Origin of the sequence: Bifidobacterium santillanense (genome assembly GCF_018555385.1) — a bacterium.
In the GTDB taxonomy this organism is placed as follows: Bacteria; Actinomycetota; Actinomycetes; order Actinomycetales; family Bifidobacteriaceae; genus Bifidobacterium; species Bifidobacterium santillanense.
Genome location: NZ_JAFEJS010000015.1, coordinates 1 through 17,113 on the forward strand (window position 1 = coordinate 1; position 17,113 = coordinate 17,113).

15 protein-coding genes and 1 rRNA gene are annotated in these 17,113 nt (G+C 66.9%); 11 read left to right on the plus strand and 5 right to left on the minus strand.

The genetic code is table 11. From position 1 onward, the window contains the following. Positions 1-9 precede the first annotated feature (9 nt). From rrf to JS528_RS10605, 3 genes are all read left to right on the plus strand, one after another. Positions 10-126: ribosomal RNA gene (gene rrf / locus JS528_RS10595) — 5S ribosomal RNA — on the plus strand. An 80-nt stretch (positions 127-206) separates the two neighbouring features. Further along, positions 207-1,145: a LysR family transcriptional regulator gene (locus JS528_RS10600; protein WP_214359013.1), complete on the plus strand. Its 939-nt coding sequence runs from the start codon at positions 207-209 to the stop codon at positions 1,143-1,145. A gap of 211 nt (positions 1,146-1,356) precedes the next feature. Further along, positions 1,357-2,574, plus strand: a complete 1,218-nt coding sequence (locus JS528_RS10605) for a MalY/PatB family protein (RefSeq protein ID WP_240541459.1) — start codon at positions 1,357-1,359, stop codon at positions 2,572-2,574. A gap of 232 nt (positions 2,575-2,806) precedes the next feature. On the opposite strand, the gene JS528_RS10610 is transcribed toward JS528_RS10605, so the two are convergent. Then, positions 2,807-3,766, minus strand: coding sequence for a ketopantoate reductase family protein (locus tag JS528_RS10610; protein ID WP_214359015.1), 960 nt, complete (start codon positions 3,764-3,766; stop codon positions 2,807-2,809). Positions 3,767-4,098: 332 nt separating this feature from the next. On the opposite strand from JS528_RS10610, the gene JS528_RS10615 reads away from it, so the two are divergent. Next, entirely contained in the window at positions 4,099-4,881 is a 783-nt protein-coding gene (locus JS528_RS10615; RefSeq protein ID WP_214359016.1) for an HAD-IA family hydrolase, read from the plus strand. Positions 4,882-4,948: 67 nt separating this feature from the next. Further along, the gene (locus JS528_RS10620) at positions 4,949-5,497 is read left to right on the plus strand and encodes a GNAT family N-acetyltransferase (RefSeq protein ID WP_214359017.1); all 549 of its coding nucleotides are present in this window, start codon (positions 4,949-4,951) and stop codon (positions 5,495-5,497) included. Positions 5,498-5,548: 51 nt separating this feature from the next. Here the strand turns inward: JS528_RS10620 and JS528_RS10625 are convergent, their stop codons facing one another. Beyond that, on the minus strand, positions 5,549-5,914 hold the full coding sequence (locus JS528_RS10625; RefSeq protein ID WP_214359018.1) for a VOC family protein: 366 nt from the start codon (positions 5,912-5,914) through the stop codon (positions 5,549-5,551). 229 nt (positions 5,915-6,143) lie between these two features. Between JS528_RS10625 and JS528_RS11660 the strand changes: the two genes are divergently transcribed. The 3 genes from JS528_RS11660 (at position 6,144) to JS528_RS10645 (ending at position 9,312) form a co-directional block, all read left to right on the plus strand. After that, on the plus strand, positions 6,144-6,578 hold the full coding sequence (locus tag JS528_RS11660) for a hypothetical protein (RefSeq protein ID WP_240541460.1): 435 nt from the start codon (positions 6,144-6,146) through the stop codon (positions 6,576-6,578). Between the two features lie 273 nt (positions 6,579-6,851). Beyond that, a complete protein-coding gene (locus tag JS528_RS10640; protein ID WP_214359019.1) occupies positions 6,852-7,871 on the plus strand; it encodes a CPBP family intramembrane glutamic endopeptidase in 1,020 nt (339 codons plus the stop codon). 379 nt (positions 7,872-8,250) lie between these two features. After that, the gene (locus tag JS528_RS10645) at positions 8,251-9,312 is read left to right on the plus strand and encodes a helix-turn-helix transcriptional regulator (protein ID WP_214359020.1); all 1,062 of its coding nucleotides are present in this window, start codon (positions 8,251-8,253) and stop codon (positions 9,310-9,312) included. A 183-nt stretch (positions 9,313-9,495) separates the two neighbouring features. On the opposite strand, the gene JS528_RS10650 is transcribed toward JS528_RS10645, so the two are convergent. The 3 genes from JS528_RS10650 to JS528_RS10660 form a co-directional block, all read right to left on the minus strand. Further along, positions 9,496-10,050: a hypothetical protein gene (locus JS528_RS10650; RefSeq protein ID WP_214359021.1), complete on the minus strand. Its 555-nt coding sequence runs from the start codon at positions 10,048-10,050 to the stop codon at positions 9,496-9,498. A 126-nt stretch (positions 10,051-10,176) separates the two neighbouring features. Then, on the minus strand, positions 10,177-11,457 hold the full coding sequence (locus tag JS528_RS10655) for an MFS transporter (protein WP_214359022.1): 1,281 nt from the start codon (positions 11,455-11,457) through the stop codon (positions 10,177-10,179). A 272-nt stretch (positions 11,458-11,729) separates the two neighbouring features. Then, positions 11,730-12,920, minus strand: coding sequence for a PfkB family carbohydrate kinase (locus JS528_RS10660; protein WP_240541461.1), 1,191 nt, complete (start codon positions 12,918-12,920; stop codon positions 11,730-11,732). 423 nt (positions 12,921-13,343) lie between these two features. Here JS528_RS10660 and rpmB point away from each other — a divergent pair, with 423 nt between their 5' ends. The 3 genes from rpmB (at position 13,344) to rsmD (ending at position 16,842) form a co-directional block, all read left to right on the plus strand. Next, a complete protein-coding gene (rpmB, locus tag JS528_RS10665; RefSeq protein WP_214359023.1) occupies positions 13,344-13,538 on the plus strand; it encodes a 50S ribosomal protein L28 in 195 nt (64 codons plus the stop codon). Between the two features lie 119 nt (positions 13,539-13,657). Beyond that, the gene (locus tag JS528_RS10670) at positions 13,658-16,237 is read left to right on the plus strand and encodes an ATP-dependent DNA helicase RecG (RefSeq protein ID WP_240541462.1); all 2,580 of its coding nucleotides are present in this window, start codon (positions 13,658-13,660) and stop codon (positions 16,235-16,237) included. Between the two features lie 11 nt (positions 16,238-16,248). Continuing rightward, complete coding sequence (gene rsmD, locus JS528_RS10675) at positions 16,249-16,842, plus strand: 16S rRNA (guanine(966)-N(2))-methyltransferase RsmD (RefSeq protein ID WP_214359024.1); 594 nt, start codon at positions 16,249-16,251, stop codon at positions 16,840-16,842. Positions 16,843-17,113: the final 271 nt, after the last annotated feature.

A 17,113-nucleotide genomic window follows, 5' to 3' on the forward strand; every position in this document is an offset into this window, starting at 1 on the left:
CAGAAGATTTGCGGCGACCATAGCCAAGGTGAGACGCCCGGTCCCATTCCGAACCCGGAAGCTAAGGCCTTGCACGGCGATGGTACTGCACCCGAGAGGATGTGGGAGAGTAGCACGTCGCCGCTACACACGCACGAAACCCCCGGTCGAGCCACACGGCTCCCGGGGGTTTCCCATACTCAAAACCACGAGCGAAGGAGCCGGCCATGGCGGATAATCCTGATCTCAATCCGCAGTCGTTGGTCACGCTGTGGCGCATCGAACAGTACGGGTCGTTCTCCGCCACGGCCAAGGCGACCGGATGGTCGCAGCCGGCCATCAGCCAACAGATCAAGAAACTCGAGACGCAGTGTGGCGCCGAACTGGTCACGCGCACGCCGCACGGCGTCGCGCTGACCGCCACTGGCGCGATGCTCGCTCGTCACGGCGAGGCCATCGCGGACCGGCTCGAACGGGCGACGCGCGAGCTGAAGGACTATCGCGAACAGCGCTTCACCCATCTCACGCTGGTCGCTCCGCCGTCGATCTGTTCGACGATCGCCGCGCGCGCCGTCGTCCGGCTCGGCATGGTCACCGACATCGAACTGAGTCTGACCCAGATGGAGCCGCCGGAGGCCATCGCCCTGATCGCGCAGGGCAAGGCCGACGCGGCGGTCGTGTTCCGTTACAGCGGCATCCCCGCGTTCCTGCCGATCGGCGACGACCTCGTCTTCCACAGACTCGGCGACGATCCGCTGCGGCTGCTCGTGCGGCGGTCCGGCACGATCGCCAGACGGTTCGAGACGGATGGCGAGCCGGTGCCGCTGTCCGAGGCGCGGGACGAACCGTGGATCGCCGGATGTGCGACCTGCCGCGCCAATCTCGTCAAACTCGCGTCCCGCGCCGGCTTCACCCCGGACATCCGGCACGCGACCGACGACTACTGGGCGACGCAGAACCTCGTGGAGGTCGGCATGGGCGTCTCCCTCGTGCCCGAACTGGACACGCGCATCAATCTTCAGGACGATCTGATCGCCTGCCCCGTCGCGGACGACTACGCGTCGCGCGAGATCGGCGTCGTCACGCGTGCGGGCGACGAGAGGCCGGCGCTGACACCGCTCATCGAGGAGCTGCGGCGTACGTCACGCACCTATCTGACCGTGTAGGCCCGGCAGACATAGTGCGGGGCGACGGGACTCCGGTCGGAAGAGCGGTCGTCGTCCGATTCGCGATTTGCGGAAGACCGGTCGAGGCGGCCGACGGAATATCCCGGGCATGGCCGGCGGGCGATAAGCGATGTTGCGCACGCCATCACGATTCCGGGGAGCCGTGGCGTTGAGCGGCCGGAGCGCACGGCGAACAATGGGCGTCATGGATATGAACGGCACCGCATACGCAACCACACTCGACAGGACCCTCGACGGCGGCTTCGACGCCGCGCGCATCGACGCGGAGAGCATCGAGGAGCTCGAACGCATCGGGTCGGACAAGTGGACCCGCCACCCCGGCTGTATCGGGGCGTTCATCGCGGAAATGGACTACGGCCTGGCGCCGTGCGTCGCCGAGGCCATCGAGCAGGCGACCGCGCGCGGCGCGCTCGGCTACATCCCCGACCCGTGGAAGAGGGAGGTCGCGCGCTCCTGCGCCGCATGGCAGCTGCGCTACGACTGGACCGTGAACCCGGCCGTCATCCGCCCCGTGCCGGATGTGCTCGAGGCGTTCGAGGTGTTCCTGCGCGAGATCGTGCGTTCCGGCAACGCGATCGTCGTGCCGACTCCCGCGTACATGCCGTTCCTGAGCGTGCCGCGCCTGTACGGTGTCGACGTCATCGAGATCCCGATGCTGCGCGCCGGCGACGGCTGGCTGTTCGACTTCGACGCGATCGAGCGCGCGTTCGCCGGCGGCTGCCGCGCGTTCACGCTGTGCAACCCGCACAACCCGATCGGCAAGGTGCTGACGCTCGACGAGATGCTGCGCCTGTCCGATCTGGCCGCGAAATACGACGTGCGCATCTTCTCCGACGAGATCCACGCGCCGTTCGTCTACCAGGGCTACCGGCACGTGCCGTTCGCGTCGATCGACGAGCGGACCGCGATGCAGGCGTTCACCTCCACCTCCGCCTCGAAATCGTTCAACATCCCCGGCACCAAGTGCGCGCAGGTGATCCTCACCAATCCCGACGACCTCGACATGTGGATGCGCAACGCGGAATGGTCCGAGCACCAGACCGCCACCATCGGCGCCATCGCGACCACCGCCGCGTACGACGGCGGCGGCGCGTGGTTCGACGGCGTGCTCAGGTACATCGAACGCAACATCGCGCTCGTCAACGAGGAGATGCGCACGCGATTCTCCCGCGTGCGGTACGTGCCGCCGCAGGGCACGTACATCGCGTGGCTTGACTTCTCGCCGCTCGGATTGGACGATCCGGCCGGATACTTCCTCGAGAAGGCCGGCGTCGCGCTGACCGACGGGCGCGAGTGCGGTGAGTGCGGCGCCGGATGCGTGCGCATGAACTTCGCGATGCCCTACCCGCTGCTGGGGGAGTGCTTCGACCGCATGCACGCGGCTTTGGAGGCCGACGGCCTGGTGTGAGGCGCGCTCTTCCTCGCGGCTCGCCCCGATGACGGGGGAGGCGGCGCCACAGGCGGCGTCGGGGCGCGCACGGAATCACACCCCACGACGAACGTGTGGGCCCCGACGGGCCACCAAACGAACATCTGTTCCCCGTTTTCCCTTGGAATTCCGGGGAAAACGGGGGATGTTCGGTTGTGCGGTTCCGTGCGGATGGCTCACACGTTTGCTATTGAGAACGATTCTCTGCGCGCTACTTCTGATGATGGTACTGGAACGCGAGCTCGGCCAGATGCACGCCGTGCGTCAGGAACTCGTGCGTGCGGCACACGTAGTCGTTTTCGCGGCCCAGCCTGGCGATGTAGCCGTTGATGAAGTCGACCTCGGTCTTGCGGCCGCGGCTCATGTCCTGGTACATCGACGGGTAGTGCAGCGGGTTGCCGGTGCGGCTGACGTAGTCGACGGACTCGAGCTCCTCGGCGCGCGTGTTGATGAGCTTGATGCCGGCGCGGTCGCACGCGTCGTACGCCTCGTTGATCAGCTGCATGGCCATCTCGCGGGCGCCCGGGTAGCTGATGAACTGGCCCATCGTGATCTGGTACATCGTGCACAGGGTGTTGACCACCGAGTTGAACACGATCTTGGCCATGCACATGCCCTTGAAGTCGTCGGAGATCTCCGGGTTGAGGTTCGCCTGCTGGAAGTCGGCGAAGATGGCCTTCTCGATGTCGGTGACCTCGTTGGTCATCGCGCACATGTGCATCGTGCCGGCGCCGGACTTGCCGATGAAGTCCACGTCGCCCGGGCCGTTGAGCACGGTCGCGACGAGCGCGGTGCCGCCGTAGATGCGGTCCTCGGGGAAGTACTTGGCGATCTTCTCGAAGTGGCCCCAGCCGTTCATCGCGCTGAAGGCGACCTGGTGGTCCTTGAACAGGTGGGCGCAGCGCTCCAGCATCTCCTCGAGCTGCATCTGCTTCATGAAGATGATCCACACGTCCGGATCGCCCTCGTACTCCTCGGGGGTGTACAGGTTGATCGGGATGAGGCGGCGGTTCTCGTGGTCGCGGCTGACGTACACGCCGCCCTGCTCGCGGATCTTGTCGATGTGCGGCGCCCACGCGTCGATGAAGTCGACGTGCGCGTCGGTGTGCTCCTGCAGCAGGATGCCGTAGCGCAGGCCCATGGCGCCAGCGCCGATGACGGTGTATTTCATGGTTTCGTTCCTTGGGATGATGATGTGGTTTTCGGACGATCGCCGCACTCGCGCGATGCTCGAAACGATTCGATTGGTGCGGTCATCGAACGTGGGCGCGGCCCTGCGGCGACGCCCCTCCTTGATTCCGGGGACCGTTCGGGGCGTCACCGCGGTTGACGGCATCACACCGTAGCATCGCGCCTCGTCTTTTCGAGACGCGTCTCTCCATATGGTCAGGCGTATGGACAGGGCGTCGGAAACGGTGGAATCGCAAGTATCCGAGGTCCCGCCGTGCCGGTCCTCGAGAAGACCGTCCGGCCACGCGCATGCCGCGGCGTACAGTGGCGCGTATGAGTGCCGTATCCGCCTATGATGATGTGATCTTCGATTTCTGCGACGTGCTGGTCGACTGGAGACCGCGCCGGGCCGTCGACGGGCTGTTCCCCGACGACGTGCTCGACCGGCTCTTCGACAAGTCGGACCCGTTCGGGTTCTGGCACTACGACATCCTGTCCGACCTGGGCTGGAGCGAGGAGCGGATCCTCGCCGAGTACGCGGCTCGGCACGATATCGGGGCGGACGAGTCGCGTCGCATCATCGATGAGGTCGTGGGTGTCGGCGATGCCGGTTCGGCTGCCGCATCGGACGTCGGGGTCGTATCGGTCGATGCGGTCAGGGCGAACGGGCTCCGATCGCATGGCACGTCGGACGAACCGGCCGAATCGGACGCGGTGCGGCGGCTGCGCGCGTTCGCGACGTACTTCGCGCGGCAGCGGCTCGCGCTCGCCGGCATGCTGCCCGGCATGGCGGAGCTGCTGCGCGATCTCGACGCGGCGGGCGTGCGCTGCTGGGGTCTGACCAACTTCACCGTGAAGTACGTGGAAGCGGCGCGCGAGCTGTTTCCGGCGCTCGGCATCCTGAAGGACGTCGTCGTCTCCAGCGCCGAGCGCATCCACAAGCCCGACGCGGAGATCTACCGCCGCGCCGTCGCGCGGTTCGGCGTCGATCCGGCGCATACGGCGTTCGTCGACGACAAGCAGCGCAACGCCGACGCCGCGGCCGCGGCCGTGCCCGGTCTGACCGGCATCAGGTTCATCGGCGAGGCGTCGCTGCGCCCGCTGCTGCTCGGCTGATCGTGGTCGGGAGGCGGTCGGGAAGGTGCGGACTTCGACGGAATCGGAAAACAGAGAGGAATCGGGAATGAGAGTGGAGACGCAACGGCTGGTCCTGCGCCCGTTCGCGCTTGACGATGAGGATATCATCGCCGCGCTGTACGGCGACCCGGAGATCATGACGTATATGCCGTGCGGTCGTTTGACGGATGAGGAAATTCGGGACCATGTGCGGCAGGTGGTGTCCGACTGGGATGCGCTGCCGCAGGTGAATTACGAGATGGCAGTGATCGCGAAATCCGATTCGCGAAAAATCGGACGGGCGCGAATCCATATGGATTATGAGAACGATACCGCGATGCTCGGGTGGCTGCTCGTACGACCTGAATGGGGCAAGGGGTACGCCACGGAAATCACCAGGGCGTTGCTCGAATACTGTTTCGACGTGATGAAGGTTCATCGCGTGTGCGCGCTGTGCCATCCGGACAACATCGGCTCGTGGAAGGTGATGGAGAAATGCGGTTTACGCAAAGAGGCCCATTACGTCCAAAAGGTGAAATATGTGGGTGACGCCGGAACGCATTGGGAAGACGAGCTGGAATACGCGATACTGAACGAAGAGTTTCAGCGAATGTGACTTGTTGCTGTGGTGGTGGGGAGCGTCTCCACCACCACAGCCGACGTGCTGCTACTGCAGGCAGGCCTCGATGTTGTTGCCGTCGGGGTCGTGGATGAACGCGGCGTAGTAGGTCGGGCCGTAGTTCGGACGCGGGCCGGGCTGGCCGTTGTCGACGCCGCCCGCCGCGAGCCCGGCCGCGTGGAACGCCTTGACCACGTCCTGATCGGCGGCGCGGAACGCGAGATGCGCCGGGACGAGCGGGTTGCCGTCCTTCGGCGACTGGATCCACACGCTGTCGCCGTCCTCCGTGTTCTCGAAGCAGACCGCGCCCGGGAACTCATGCTTCTTCGCGTATCCCAGCGGCTTGAGCAGCTTCGCGTAGAAGTCCGCGCGCTCATTCGCGTCCTTGACGAACAATCCGACATGATCGATCATGATGACCTCCTTGCATCGGCGGAGCCGCCGTGTTTTCGGCGGCCCCATCGATTCCCAGTCTAGTCGGCGGGACGTGGGGCGGTCGGTCGGGTTTGAGGAATCTCACAGATGTCGGACCGGCGTCGAGAGCCGTGAAACGGTACGATTGAGCAATCGGCGCGCATCGGGCGCGTCCGGCGTCCGGCGCGGCCGCGGCGGCATATGACGGCATGACAAAGGGGACATGGATATGGGACTGTTCGACGGATTGAGGAATCTTGCGTCCGGCGCGTTGGGCGACGCGCTCGGCGGGCTTGCGGACAATGCGTCCGGCGTACTGGGCGAGGCCGCCGGCAACCTGACGGGGGACGTGGCCGGACGGGCCGCGGAGGCGCTCAGGCAATTCGACCTCGGCGCGGTGGGCGAACTGCCGGCCGTGATCGGCGAACGGTTCAACGCCGACCAGCTCGGCGAGATCGCGCAGGTCGCCGGCGATCATCTCAACGCGGTGCAGGTGGACGACCTCGCCGCGCTCGCCGAGGAGCACGTCTCCGCCGATCAGATCGGCGCGGTCGCCGGTGCGATCCGGGAACAGGGCGAGAACCTCGATCTGGGGTCGATCGCCGAACGGATGGGGCTGCCCACCGACGTCATCGGACAGATCTCCGGGCTGCTGGGACGCTAGCTGACCGGGCGCCTCCGCGCCTCGGCCGTCAATCGACGAGCTTGAGCCCCACGACGCAGGCGATCAGGCCGGTGATGAGCAGGATGCATTCATCGCGGGTTCATTCGATATTCATGTGCGGTTCATCGAGGGGAGGCGCCCTTCGACGTGCCGGTCGCGGCCGTTGTGCTGTACTGAAAGGACATCGCAGCATCGCAGTGAAGGGAGCCTGCCATGAACGTCACCTCGTCGTCAGGACCATCCGGGTCGCCGGATTTCCGTAATGTCCATCGCATGCTGCTGGGGCGGGCGCCGTCGATCCGACGGGATGATCTGCTGACCGACGATCATCCCCTGCGCCGGTACGACCCGCGGGAGCCCAAGCGATTTAGACCGTGGGCGAGGGGCCTGGCGTTCGTGGGGCTATTGCTTGGCGGCATGATCGTCGTGGGCATCGTCGTCGGCGTCATCATGGCGTTCGCCCTGCCGTCGGATGTCTTCCACCAGCCGTCGTTCGAGGGCGGGAAAATCGTGATGTCCTCCATGACGCCGGCAGTCAAGGCGCTGACGTCCATCGTGGAGCTCATCGCCGCCATAGTGGCGTATGCGATCGTCGTGCGCGTCATGGAGGGGCGTCGTGCGCCGATCGAACTGGCGCCGCGCCGTGCGTTCGACGCGGTGCGCGGCATCGTCGCCGCCTTCGTGTGCATCAGCGTGTGCATCGGCGTGATCGCCCTGTTCGGCGGCTACCGCATCGTCGGATTCAACGCCGGGTACAGTCCGTGGGGCGACCTGCTGCGTCTGGGATTCACGGCCGGCATCGCCGAGGAGATCATGATGCGCGGCGTGCTTCTGCGACTCACCGAGGAACGTCTCGGCTCGTGGGGTGCGGTGATCCTGTCCGCATTGATCTTCGGTCTGGCTCACCTGGCCAATCAGGACGGCACCGTATGGGGCGGCCTCGCGATCGCGATCGAGGCGGGGCTGCTGTTCGGCGCGGTGTATCTGGCCACGCGGTCGCTGTGGTGGTGCATGGGCTTCCACTTCATGTGGAACATCGCCGAGGGACCGATCTTCGGTTCCGTCGTCTCCGGCAACGGCGACCAGCAGTCGTGGTTCGTCGCGCAATGGAGCGGCCCCGACATCCTCACCGGCGGCGCGTTCGGCCTTGAGGCGAGCATCGTACCGGTCATCCTGCTCGGCGGCATCGCCGTCGCGCTGCTCGTGCATCTGCAGCACCTCGGCCTGATGATCGAACCCATCGGTGCCCGCAAACGTCGTCTCGGCGTTCCCGAGACGTCTCGCCGCCGGTAGCCGTCGGTCGGTGCCGCAGCGGCGGTCGGCGTCGACGATGAAGCATGCGATGCGGTCTCGACGAGCGTATGTTCCCCTGTCGGGACTTGTGGCTCGCTGTCCTGAGCGCTCCCATCTTGCTTGATGTCATTTGTGGTCGATTATGACTGCAATTGATATACGAATCGACATGTATTTGCCATTGGAGGTGGGTGATGGTGTCGGGAACGGCGGAATGTCGCCGATGCAACCACTGGTTGCGTTGAGATTCGGGCGTTGTTCGGTTGCGTTTCGGTATTGCAACCGGAAGATGGTGGCGGCGACGGCACCGCCGTGCCACAGTGGAATCATCGTTCGGATGTGGCGAGATGAAACCACCGATTGAAGGGGGATGATGACGATGACTTTCCGCACCAACCTGCAGACGCTGCGCGCGAAACGCAACATGACGCAGGAGCAGCTCGCGATGCTGCTCGGCGTCTCGCGACAGGCGATCTCGAAATGGGAATCCGAGAAGGCGTATCCCGAAATGGACAAGCTGTTGGCGATCTGCGACCTGTTCGGCTGCACGCTCGATGACCTCGTGCTCGGCGATGTGAACCGGCCCGGGTCCGTCACGTCGGCATCGACGGATGGAGAGAGTGCCGTGCCCGCGGACGGTGCGTCGATTCCGACGGGCATGCCGGCCTCGGGGGCACCGGCCAAGGGCGTATCTCCCACGAGTGCGCCGGCCACCGCGCTGCCCAAGGACATCACCGGATACGACGCTCATCGGTTGCGATTCTCGATGCTGATCGCGTCCGGTGTCTCGACGATCATCGCGTCGGTCGGCATCGCCAACCTGTTCGACTCGGAGCGGTCGATCATCGGGCCCAACCCGCTCAACGACTTCCTGATGTTCGTCTGCATCTGCGTGGGTGTGGTCGTCGGACTCGCGTTGCTGATTCCGGGCGGCATGGCGCATGTCGCTTTCAGGCGGCGTCATCCGTACGTCGAGGATTTCTACACCGAGGACGACCGCGGCCGCGAGGCGCGTGTACTGACGGTCGGCGTGATTGCGGGCGTCGCGGCGATTCTCGTCGGCATCGCGATCGTCGTGTACATGGACGAGGTGAGGGGCATCGGCGCGGGATGGCCGAACGCCGTCATGCTGTTGCTGTCCGCGGCGGCCGTGTTCGGATTCGTGTACGGCGGCCTGCGGTACGGAATGCTGGACATCGCCCGCTACAACAAGGAGACTCGGATCGAACGCGGGAAGCGTGACGGCGATCTGCCGTTCTCCGAGCGGCTGTCCGGGGCGGTGTCTGGCATCATCATGCTCGTGGCCACGATCATCGGACTCACGCTGCTGTTTCTCGACGTCGGCCACCGGTTCTTCTGGATTCCTTGGCCGATCGGTGGACTGCTGTGCGGCGTCGTCAGCGTCGTCGTCTGGCTGTTCCGGGATCGGTTGGACCGGTAGTCGTCATATGGTGGCGCAGAGAATCGTTCTCAATAACAAACGTGTGCGCCATGCCGAGGGGCGAATCGAACAGTCGCCAGCCCGGATGCGCTGATATTCCGGGGTTCCGCGCGATGTTCGGTTGTGCGGGAATGTGCGTTCGGCTCGCACGTTTACTATTGAGAACGATTCTCTGCGCGGTGTTCAGTGCTTGCCGCGCAGGTTGTAGGGGTCGTAGGCGTCGGTTCGGGGTTGCCGTTCCTCGCGGATTTCCTTGGCCGTCTCGCGGGTGATGCGTTGCAGCTCCCGGCGCCGCCGGTCGATCGTCTCCTGATCCTCGCCCCGCCACGGTCGTTCGAGTCCGATGATCTCCACCAGACGGATTGCTCCGGCGGCGACGCTCGCGGCCGCGACGGTCGTCATGTCCGCATGCCATATGGCCGCGAGCCACGGCAGAGCGAACGGCAGCGCCATCTTGACGGCGACCATCGGCCGCGGCATCGGCGGCGCGGTGCGGTTCGTCGCCCGTTGCAGTTCGTAGTCGAGACGCGAATCGATCAGCGATACGCCCAGCCAGGTGATTGCCAGCGATGCGGCCAGTTCGCCGGCGTCGAACGCGGCGTGCGCGATGAGCCGCAATCCCAGCCACGCGGCCAGCAGACTGATCGGGAACGAGACGATCGTGTCCAGCGCCAGATGCCCGCCGAGCATATGGCCGTATCGAGGCCGGTCCTCCGAATCGTCGCCGTGCATCGGCATCCCCTCCTTCCGGTCGGATCGATGATTCCCAACGGTCCGATGCGGCCCAATGTATCAGTCCGCAACCGGCGGCAGAGGAACAGGTGGACATCTGTGTACCCGTACGGACGGCGAAACGTGCCGCCGTCACGCCGTCTTGGCCGGGTCCTTCTGGAGGGTGAGGAAGACGAGGGCGACGACGAGCAGGATCGCGATGGACAGGACGCCGAGCGACGCGTTGCCGGTCAGGGACGTGGTCGTGGCCACGAGGAACGTGCCGAGGATCGAGGCCGTCTTGCCGAAGATGTCGTACAGGCCGTAGTACTCGTTGGCGTGCTCCTTGGGGATGATCTTGCCGTAGTAGGAGCGCGACAGCGCCTGGATGCCGCCCTGGAACATGCCGACCAGAATCGCCAACACCCAGAACTCGAGCGCCGACTTGAGGAAGAACGTCGCGAAGAACACGATGCCCATGTACGCGATCACCGCGGCCATGATCATCGGCTTGCATCCGAACCGGCCGGCGAGACGGCCGTAGAGGATCGCGCACGGGAACGCGACGAACTGCGTGACCAGGAGCGCCACGACCAGCTGCGTCGAGTCGATGCCGAGCTGCGTGCCGTACGACGTGCTCATCGAGATCACGGTGTTCACCGCGTCGATGTAGAAGAAGAACGCGATCATGAACATCCACAGCGGCTTGTTTTTCACGAGCTTGCGCAGCGTGCCGGCGAGTTCGGTGAACGTGCCGCGCACGGCCTCGCGCGTGTGGTCGCGGGTCGCGCGGTAGTGGACCTGACGGTAACTCGTCAGCAGCGGGATCGTGAACGCGACCCACCAGAGAGCCGTGATGACGAACGAGGCGCGCGTGCAGGCGACCGTCGACCATCCGAAGAGCGCGGGACCGCCGAAGATCAGCGCGATGCAGACGATGAACGGCACCGTCGAGCCGACGTATCCCCAGCCGTAGCCGTGCGAGGAGACCTTGTCCATGCGCTCGTTCGACGTCGTGTCGATGAGCATCGAATCGTAGAACGTGAGCGAGCCGTTGAGGCCGATCGTCGCCAGCACGTAGACGACGAGGAACGGCAGCCAGGTCAGCGGCAGCGCCATCGCGCAGCACATCACCACGCCCGTGCCGAAGAAGCCGAGGAAGAACTTGATCTTCATGCCCTGCACGTCGGCGATCGAGCCGAGCAGCGGCATGAGCAGCGCAATCACCAGCGAGGCGATCGTCTGCGCGTAGCCCCACGCGGACACGATGTTGCCGTCGGCCGGCATCAGCGACTTCGCGTAGATCGGGATGACGGCGGTCGACAGCAGCACGAACGCGGAGTTGCCCACGTCGTAGACGATCCACTTCTTCTCGCGGGCCGTGAGTTTCGCGGATGCAAGCGGCTGCACACCGATGACGGTGTTTTCGGACATGATGACTCCTGACGTTCGAAACTACCTGCAATCGTACGGATGCTCCGAACGCCGGGGGAACGGTTTCCGGTGAACGCAGGGTGAATTATGCCGATGCGGGCCGTCATGGTGCCTCCGGGTGCAAATCCTAGGCACTTTTCGCATTTCCTAGGCAGGTGAGTGCGGGTATCGGCCCGTAGCGCGGCCGGGAAACAGGGGATTCCGACGCGCATGTCCACGGGAACCTGCCTAGTAAACGCGAAAAGTGCCTAGGAAGTGGAACCGAAGCGGAATCACTCCGTCGCGTCGGTCTCCGACGGTCCCTCCGGCGCGACGCCGGCGAGCGCGATGGCCTCCTCGGCGGTCGGGCAGACCGGCACGCCGGCGCGCGAGCGCTGGATCGCGAGCGAGGCGGCCGCGTTGGCGATGTTCACCGCGTCGGCGAGCGACCAGCCCTTGGCCAGCATCGCGCACATCGCGCCGGTGTGGCAGGAGCCGGCGGAGCGCGTGTGCACGCCCTTGGTCGGGTACCCCTCGACGTGCAGCACCTCGCCGCCCGGTTCGCGCACCCATGCGCCGCGCGAGCCCGCGCGCACCACGAGCGGGGCGCGCAGCGCGTTGCCGAGCGCGTCGCACAGCGACTTCATCGCCTTGTCGAAGCCGCCGCCGACGGTCAGGGTGTCGCCCTCGTCGAGGATGATGCCGAGGCGTTCGGCCAGGGTGGTCGCCTCCTGGCGGTTGCACGACCAGGTCGGGCGGGCCAGCACGAGGTCCTCGAGCAGGTGGTCGTTGACGAGCTTGAGGGTGTTCGTCGGGTTGATGACGAGGCGGTAGGGGCGCTTGCCGGGGTCGCTGCCGGCGGCGGCCATGAACTCGTCGATGCCGGCGGCCGTGTGGTCGAGCAGCGTGTTGCCGGAGATGTGCACGACGTCGCCCGCGCCCGGTTCGAGCGCGTCGAAGGTGTGCTCGTCGCCGCGCGCCTCGGCTCCGTAGTGTGCGACGAACGTCTTGTGCCCGTCGCCGTCGTGGAATACCAGCCGGAAGCCGGAGTCCAGATCGAGGCGGCTCGGGCCCACGTGCGCGATGTTGTCCTCCTCGTACGCCTTGCGGATCATCGACGCCCACACGCCGTTGCCGACGACGCCCGCGTGCTCGGCCGGAACCCCCATGCGGCTGACCGCGTCGAGCACGCGGTAGCTGCCGCCGACCGCCGGATGCGCGGCGTCCGCGACCGCGAACCCGCCGCTTGCGGGCAGTGCGTCCACGTCCATCATGATGTCGACCCACACCTGTCCCAGCGAGATCACGGCGGGGATGTGTTCGGGCGGCTCGCCGTCGGCGTCTTCGGCCCCGTCGGTGCGCTCCCGGGAGTCGCGGTCCCACTGCTCCTCCTCGCGGCGGCGCTGCTCCTCCTCCTGCTCCGCGCGCCGCTTCGCGATCAGTCTGCCGAGCATGGTCTCCTCGTTGACGGTCAATCCGAGCATGATGTCCTCCTTGCGCCCGTGGATCCGGCCGTGCGTGGCCGTTCCGTTGATTGGGATGCGGCTTCCGCGACGCCTGCGCTACGGTGCGCGTGCGGTTCGACGGACGTCGGACGTCCCCTTGGTTCAGTTGTACCGTGATTGCCGGAAGAAACGCTGGAAGCGAAATGGGGCAATGTGGCCGGGGCGGCCCGGTTTTCGCGCGGGCGGCTTCGGCCCGGCTGCGGCCCGGAACGGGGCGGAATGGCCCGGAACGGGGTAGCATACCACGCCGCGGTTGCGTTTGTCGTCATTTCAGGATATATTCGTGAAGTTGTGTGTTCGGCTAGACGCAATCGGCGTATGTCTGAGAATGTCTGACGTGCGCGGACATGTCCGGCCGGAACGCGAAAAAGACTTGATAGTCAAGGTTAAAGGGAGTCCATCATGGCAGCTCGTTGTGCAGTGTGCGGCAAGGGTCCGCAGGTCGGATACACCGTGTCTCACTCGCATATCCGCAACAAGCGTCGCTTCCGCCCGAACCTGCAGCCGGTGCGCACCACCGTCGACGGCCAGAACGTTCGTCTCTCCGTGTGCGCCAAGTGCCTCAAGGCCGGCAAGGTCCAGCGCGTGGTTGCGTGAAGTGCGCGATAGCATAAGCGTTACGAAGCCCCCATCGGTTCGCCGACGGGGGCTTTTGCTATAGGTTCGGCCGGTGCGCGGCGGCCCCGCGTCCGCGTATCCGGGAACAATGGAATGTCATGAGCATCACGATGGATACCCGGGTCGCCTCGCTGCTGACGAACAAGCGGCGCGTGTCCGCGCTCAAATCCTTCGGCATCGAGACCATCGGCGACGCGCTGACCTACTATCCGTTCCGCGTGACGAGCCCGGTGCCCGCCCGCGCCCTGCGCGAGGCCCGCATCGGCGAGCCGATGGCGTTCGTCGCGACGGTCCGTTCGTCGCGCGTGATGACCGGACGCATGCTGCGGCTCGAGGTGATCGTCGACGACGCCGATTTCGCCCGATCGCGCGGTGTGGCCCCCGGCCAGGCGCGTCTGGTGTTCTTCTCCCATAAGCGTGGGTACATCGATTGGGTCTCCGGGCGTCTGGTGCGCGGCGCGTGCGTCGTCGTCGCCGGCCAGGCCGGGGAATTCGGCGGGCAGCTGCAGTTCACGCATCCGCAGATCCTCACCGTCGCCCCGTCCGCGCCGGCCGTCGTGCAGGGGGCCGACCCGTGGGTCGCGTTCGCGGCCGACGCCGTCCCCGCGGCCGCGTCGCCGCGTCCCGCCGCGTCCTACGACGCGCCGTCGGCGGCCGAGGGCCTCGCGCGCGTCTGCCGGCCCCGGCCCGTCTACCATGCGTCCGCGCGACTGTCCAGCGAACGCATCCACGAGACGATCCTGAACCTCATGTGGGCGCTCGGCGGGCGCGACATGGTCGCCCCCGGCGTCGAGGACATCGCCCTGCAGTCGCACGACGACGAGGAGCGCTTCGCCGGCACGCTCGCCGGTGCCATCCCCGACGTGCTGCCCGAGGACGTGCGCGTCGGCCGCGGGCTCATGCACCGCGCCGAGGCGTTCCGCGCGATCCACGATCCGAGTTCGGTCGAATCGTTCCGCGGGGGCATCGACACGCTGCGCTACGAGGAGGCGTTCGTCTGCCAGACCGCGCTGCTTCGGGCGCGCGACTCCGTGCACCAGTCGAAGGCGCACCCCTGTCCGCTGGAGGCGCGCGATCCCGCGCAAGGTGCGGCCGGGGACGGGGACGCCGCGCGCGTCGACGGCACGCTGCGCGACCGGTTCCTCGCGTCGCTGCCGTTCACGCTGACCGACGGGCAGCGCGCGGTCGTCGACGACATCGCGCGCGACATGGCCGGCGACCGGCCGATGCGCCGCCTGCTGCAGGGCGAGGTCGGCTCCGGCAAGACCGTCGTCGCGCTCGCCGCGATGATGCAGGCCGTCAGCGCGGGGCGTCAGGCCGTGCTCGTCGCGCCCACGCAGGTGCTCGCCGAACAGCACTACGACACCATCCGCCGGATGGTGGGGGCGATGGACGGCGGCATGTCGGACGCCGACGGGGCCGCCGACGCCGGGAAGCCGGGGATCGGGGACGGCGCGGCGGCATCGCCCGCGTCGGTGCCGGTCACGCTGATCACCGGCGGCATGCGGCTTGCGGTGCGCCGCAGGGCGCTCGCGGCCGCGGCCGGCGGCGAGCCGGGCATCATCGTGGCCACGCACGCCGCGTTCTCCAAGACGTTCCAGGCGCCGAACCTCGCGCTCGTCGTCATCGACGAGCAGCACCGCTTCGGTGTCGAGCAGCGCGAGTCGCTCAACGCGGCGTCCGTCGACGGCACGTCGCCGCACCTGCTGGTGATGACCGCCACCCCGATCCCGCGTACCGCCGCGATGACCTGGTTCGGCGACCTCGACATCTCGTGGCTGACCGAGCTGCCCGGCGGGCGCAAGCCGATCCGCACGTTCGTCATCGACGAATCCGACGGCGCGATGATGGGGAGCATGTTCGCGCACATCCGCCAGCGCATCGACGCGGGGGAGCGGGCGTACGTCGTGTGCGCGCGCATCGACGCGGACGGGGCGGACGACGACGATGCCGGCGCGGCGGGGCGGTCCCGCCCGAAGGGCGCCGCCGCGGACGAGCGCGTGTCCGACGGCATCGAGGACCTGTTCGAGACGCTGGACGAGAACGGCGAGGCCGTCGCGCGTCCGCCGCTGCACTCGGTCGCCGAGATCGCCGCGCGCCTGAGGTCCCTGCCGCAGTTCGCGGGCGTCGAGTTCGCGACGCTGACCGGCCGCGACAAGGACGACGTCAAGACCGCCGTCATGGCCTCCTTCGCGTCCGGCGAGACGCCGGTGCTCGTCGCGACCACCGTCATCGAGGTGGGCGTCGACGTCAGGCAGGCCAGCTGCATCGTGATCTTCGACGCCGACCGGTACGGCCTGTCCCAGCTGCACCAGCTGCGCGGCCGCGTCGGCCGCGGCGGCACCGACAGCTGGGCGTTCCTCGTCTCGCGCGCCGAGGCCGGATCGGTCGCCGCGCAGCGGCTCGAGGTCATCCGCGGCTCGCTCGACGGCGCCGAGATCGCGCAGGCCGACCTCGAGCTGCGTGGCGCCGGCGACGTGCTCGGCGACGCCCAGTCGGGCGCCAAGTCCGGACTCAAGCTGCTGCGCGTCGTCAAGGACGCCGACATCATCGGCGACGCCCGCTCGCGCGCCGAACGGCTGCTCGCCGACGATCCGGACCTGGCCGGGCAGGTGCAGCTCGCCGGCGCGGTGCTCGACTTCACGCGCGGCAACGAAACCTTCCTCACCTCCAACTAAGGTCGATCCCCATGCGTGTGATTTCCGGACGATTCAAGGGCGTGGCGCTGACCACGCCGAAAAGCGTGACCCGCCCCACCACCGACCGCACCAAGGAGGCGATCTTCTCCCGCCTCGACTCGTGGGGCGTGCTTGACGACGCGCGCGTGCTCGACCTGTTCGCCGGCACCGGCGCGCTGGGCGTCGAGGCGCTCTCGCGCGGGGCCCGCGAGCTCGTCGCGGTCGAGGCGAACGGTCCCGCCGCCGCGCTGATCGCGAAGACGCTCGGCGCGCTCAAGCGCAACCGCGCGTGGGAGGCGGACATGCGGGCGCGCGTGGTGAGGGCCAGGGCGGAGCAGTTCGCCGCGCCGGCGCATGACGCGGCCGGCGGCCCGACGGCCGACGCGTACGACGTGATCTTCATCGACCCGCCCTACGCGTTCGAGACGTCGGACTGCGAGAGGCTGCTCGCCGATCTGGCGGCCTCGGGCATGGCCGGCGAGGGCACGGTGATCGTGCTGGAGCGCTCGACCCGGTCCGACGATCCGACCCCGCCGTCCGGCTGGGGCGTCACCGACCGGCGCGACTACGGCGAGACGGCCGTGTTCTACATCGAAAAGGACTGAGGGTTCTCGCGGCCCGGGATGCGTCAGACCATCGACTGCTCATCGACCTGCAGGCCGAGAGCGGAGCGGTCAGGCATCTCGGTGCGATTCCGCCGCGCGCCGTTCGTGTTGCCCCTTTATTTCGCTGTGGGCTGAAATCATGGCCGCTTGCGTGTCGTCGTGGATACCTCGTATCGTGGTATGCGGAAACGATAGCTCGAATCGAGATATTTCATGATGTCGGGATCGACCGGTGTCAGCCCGATTCGGGCGTGAGCATGTGAAAGGGACA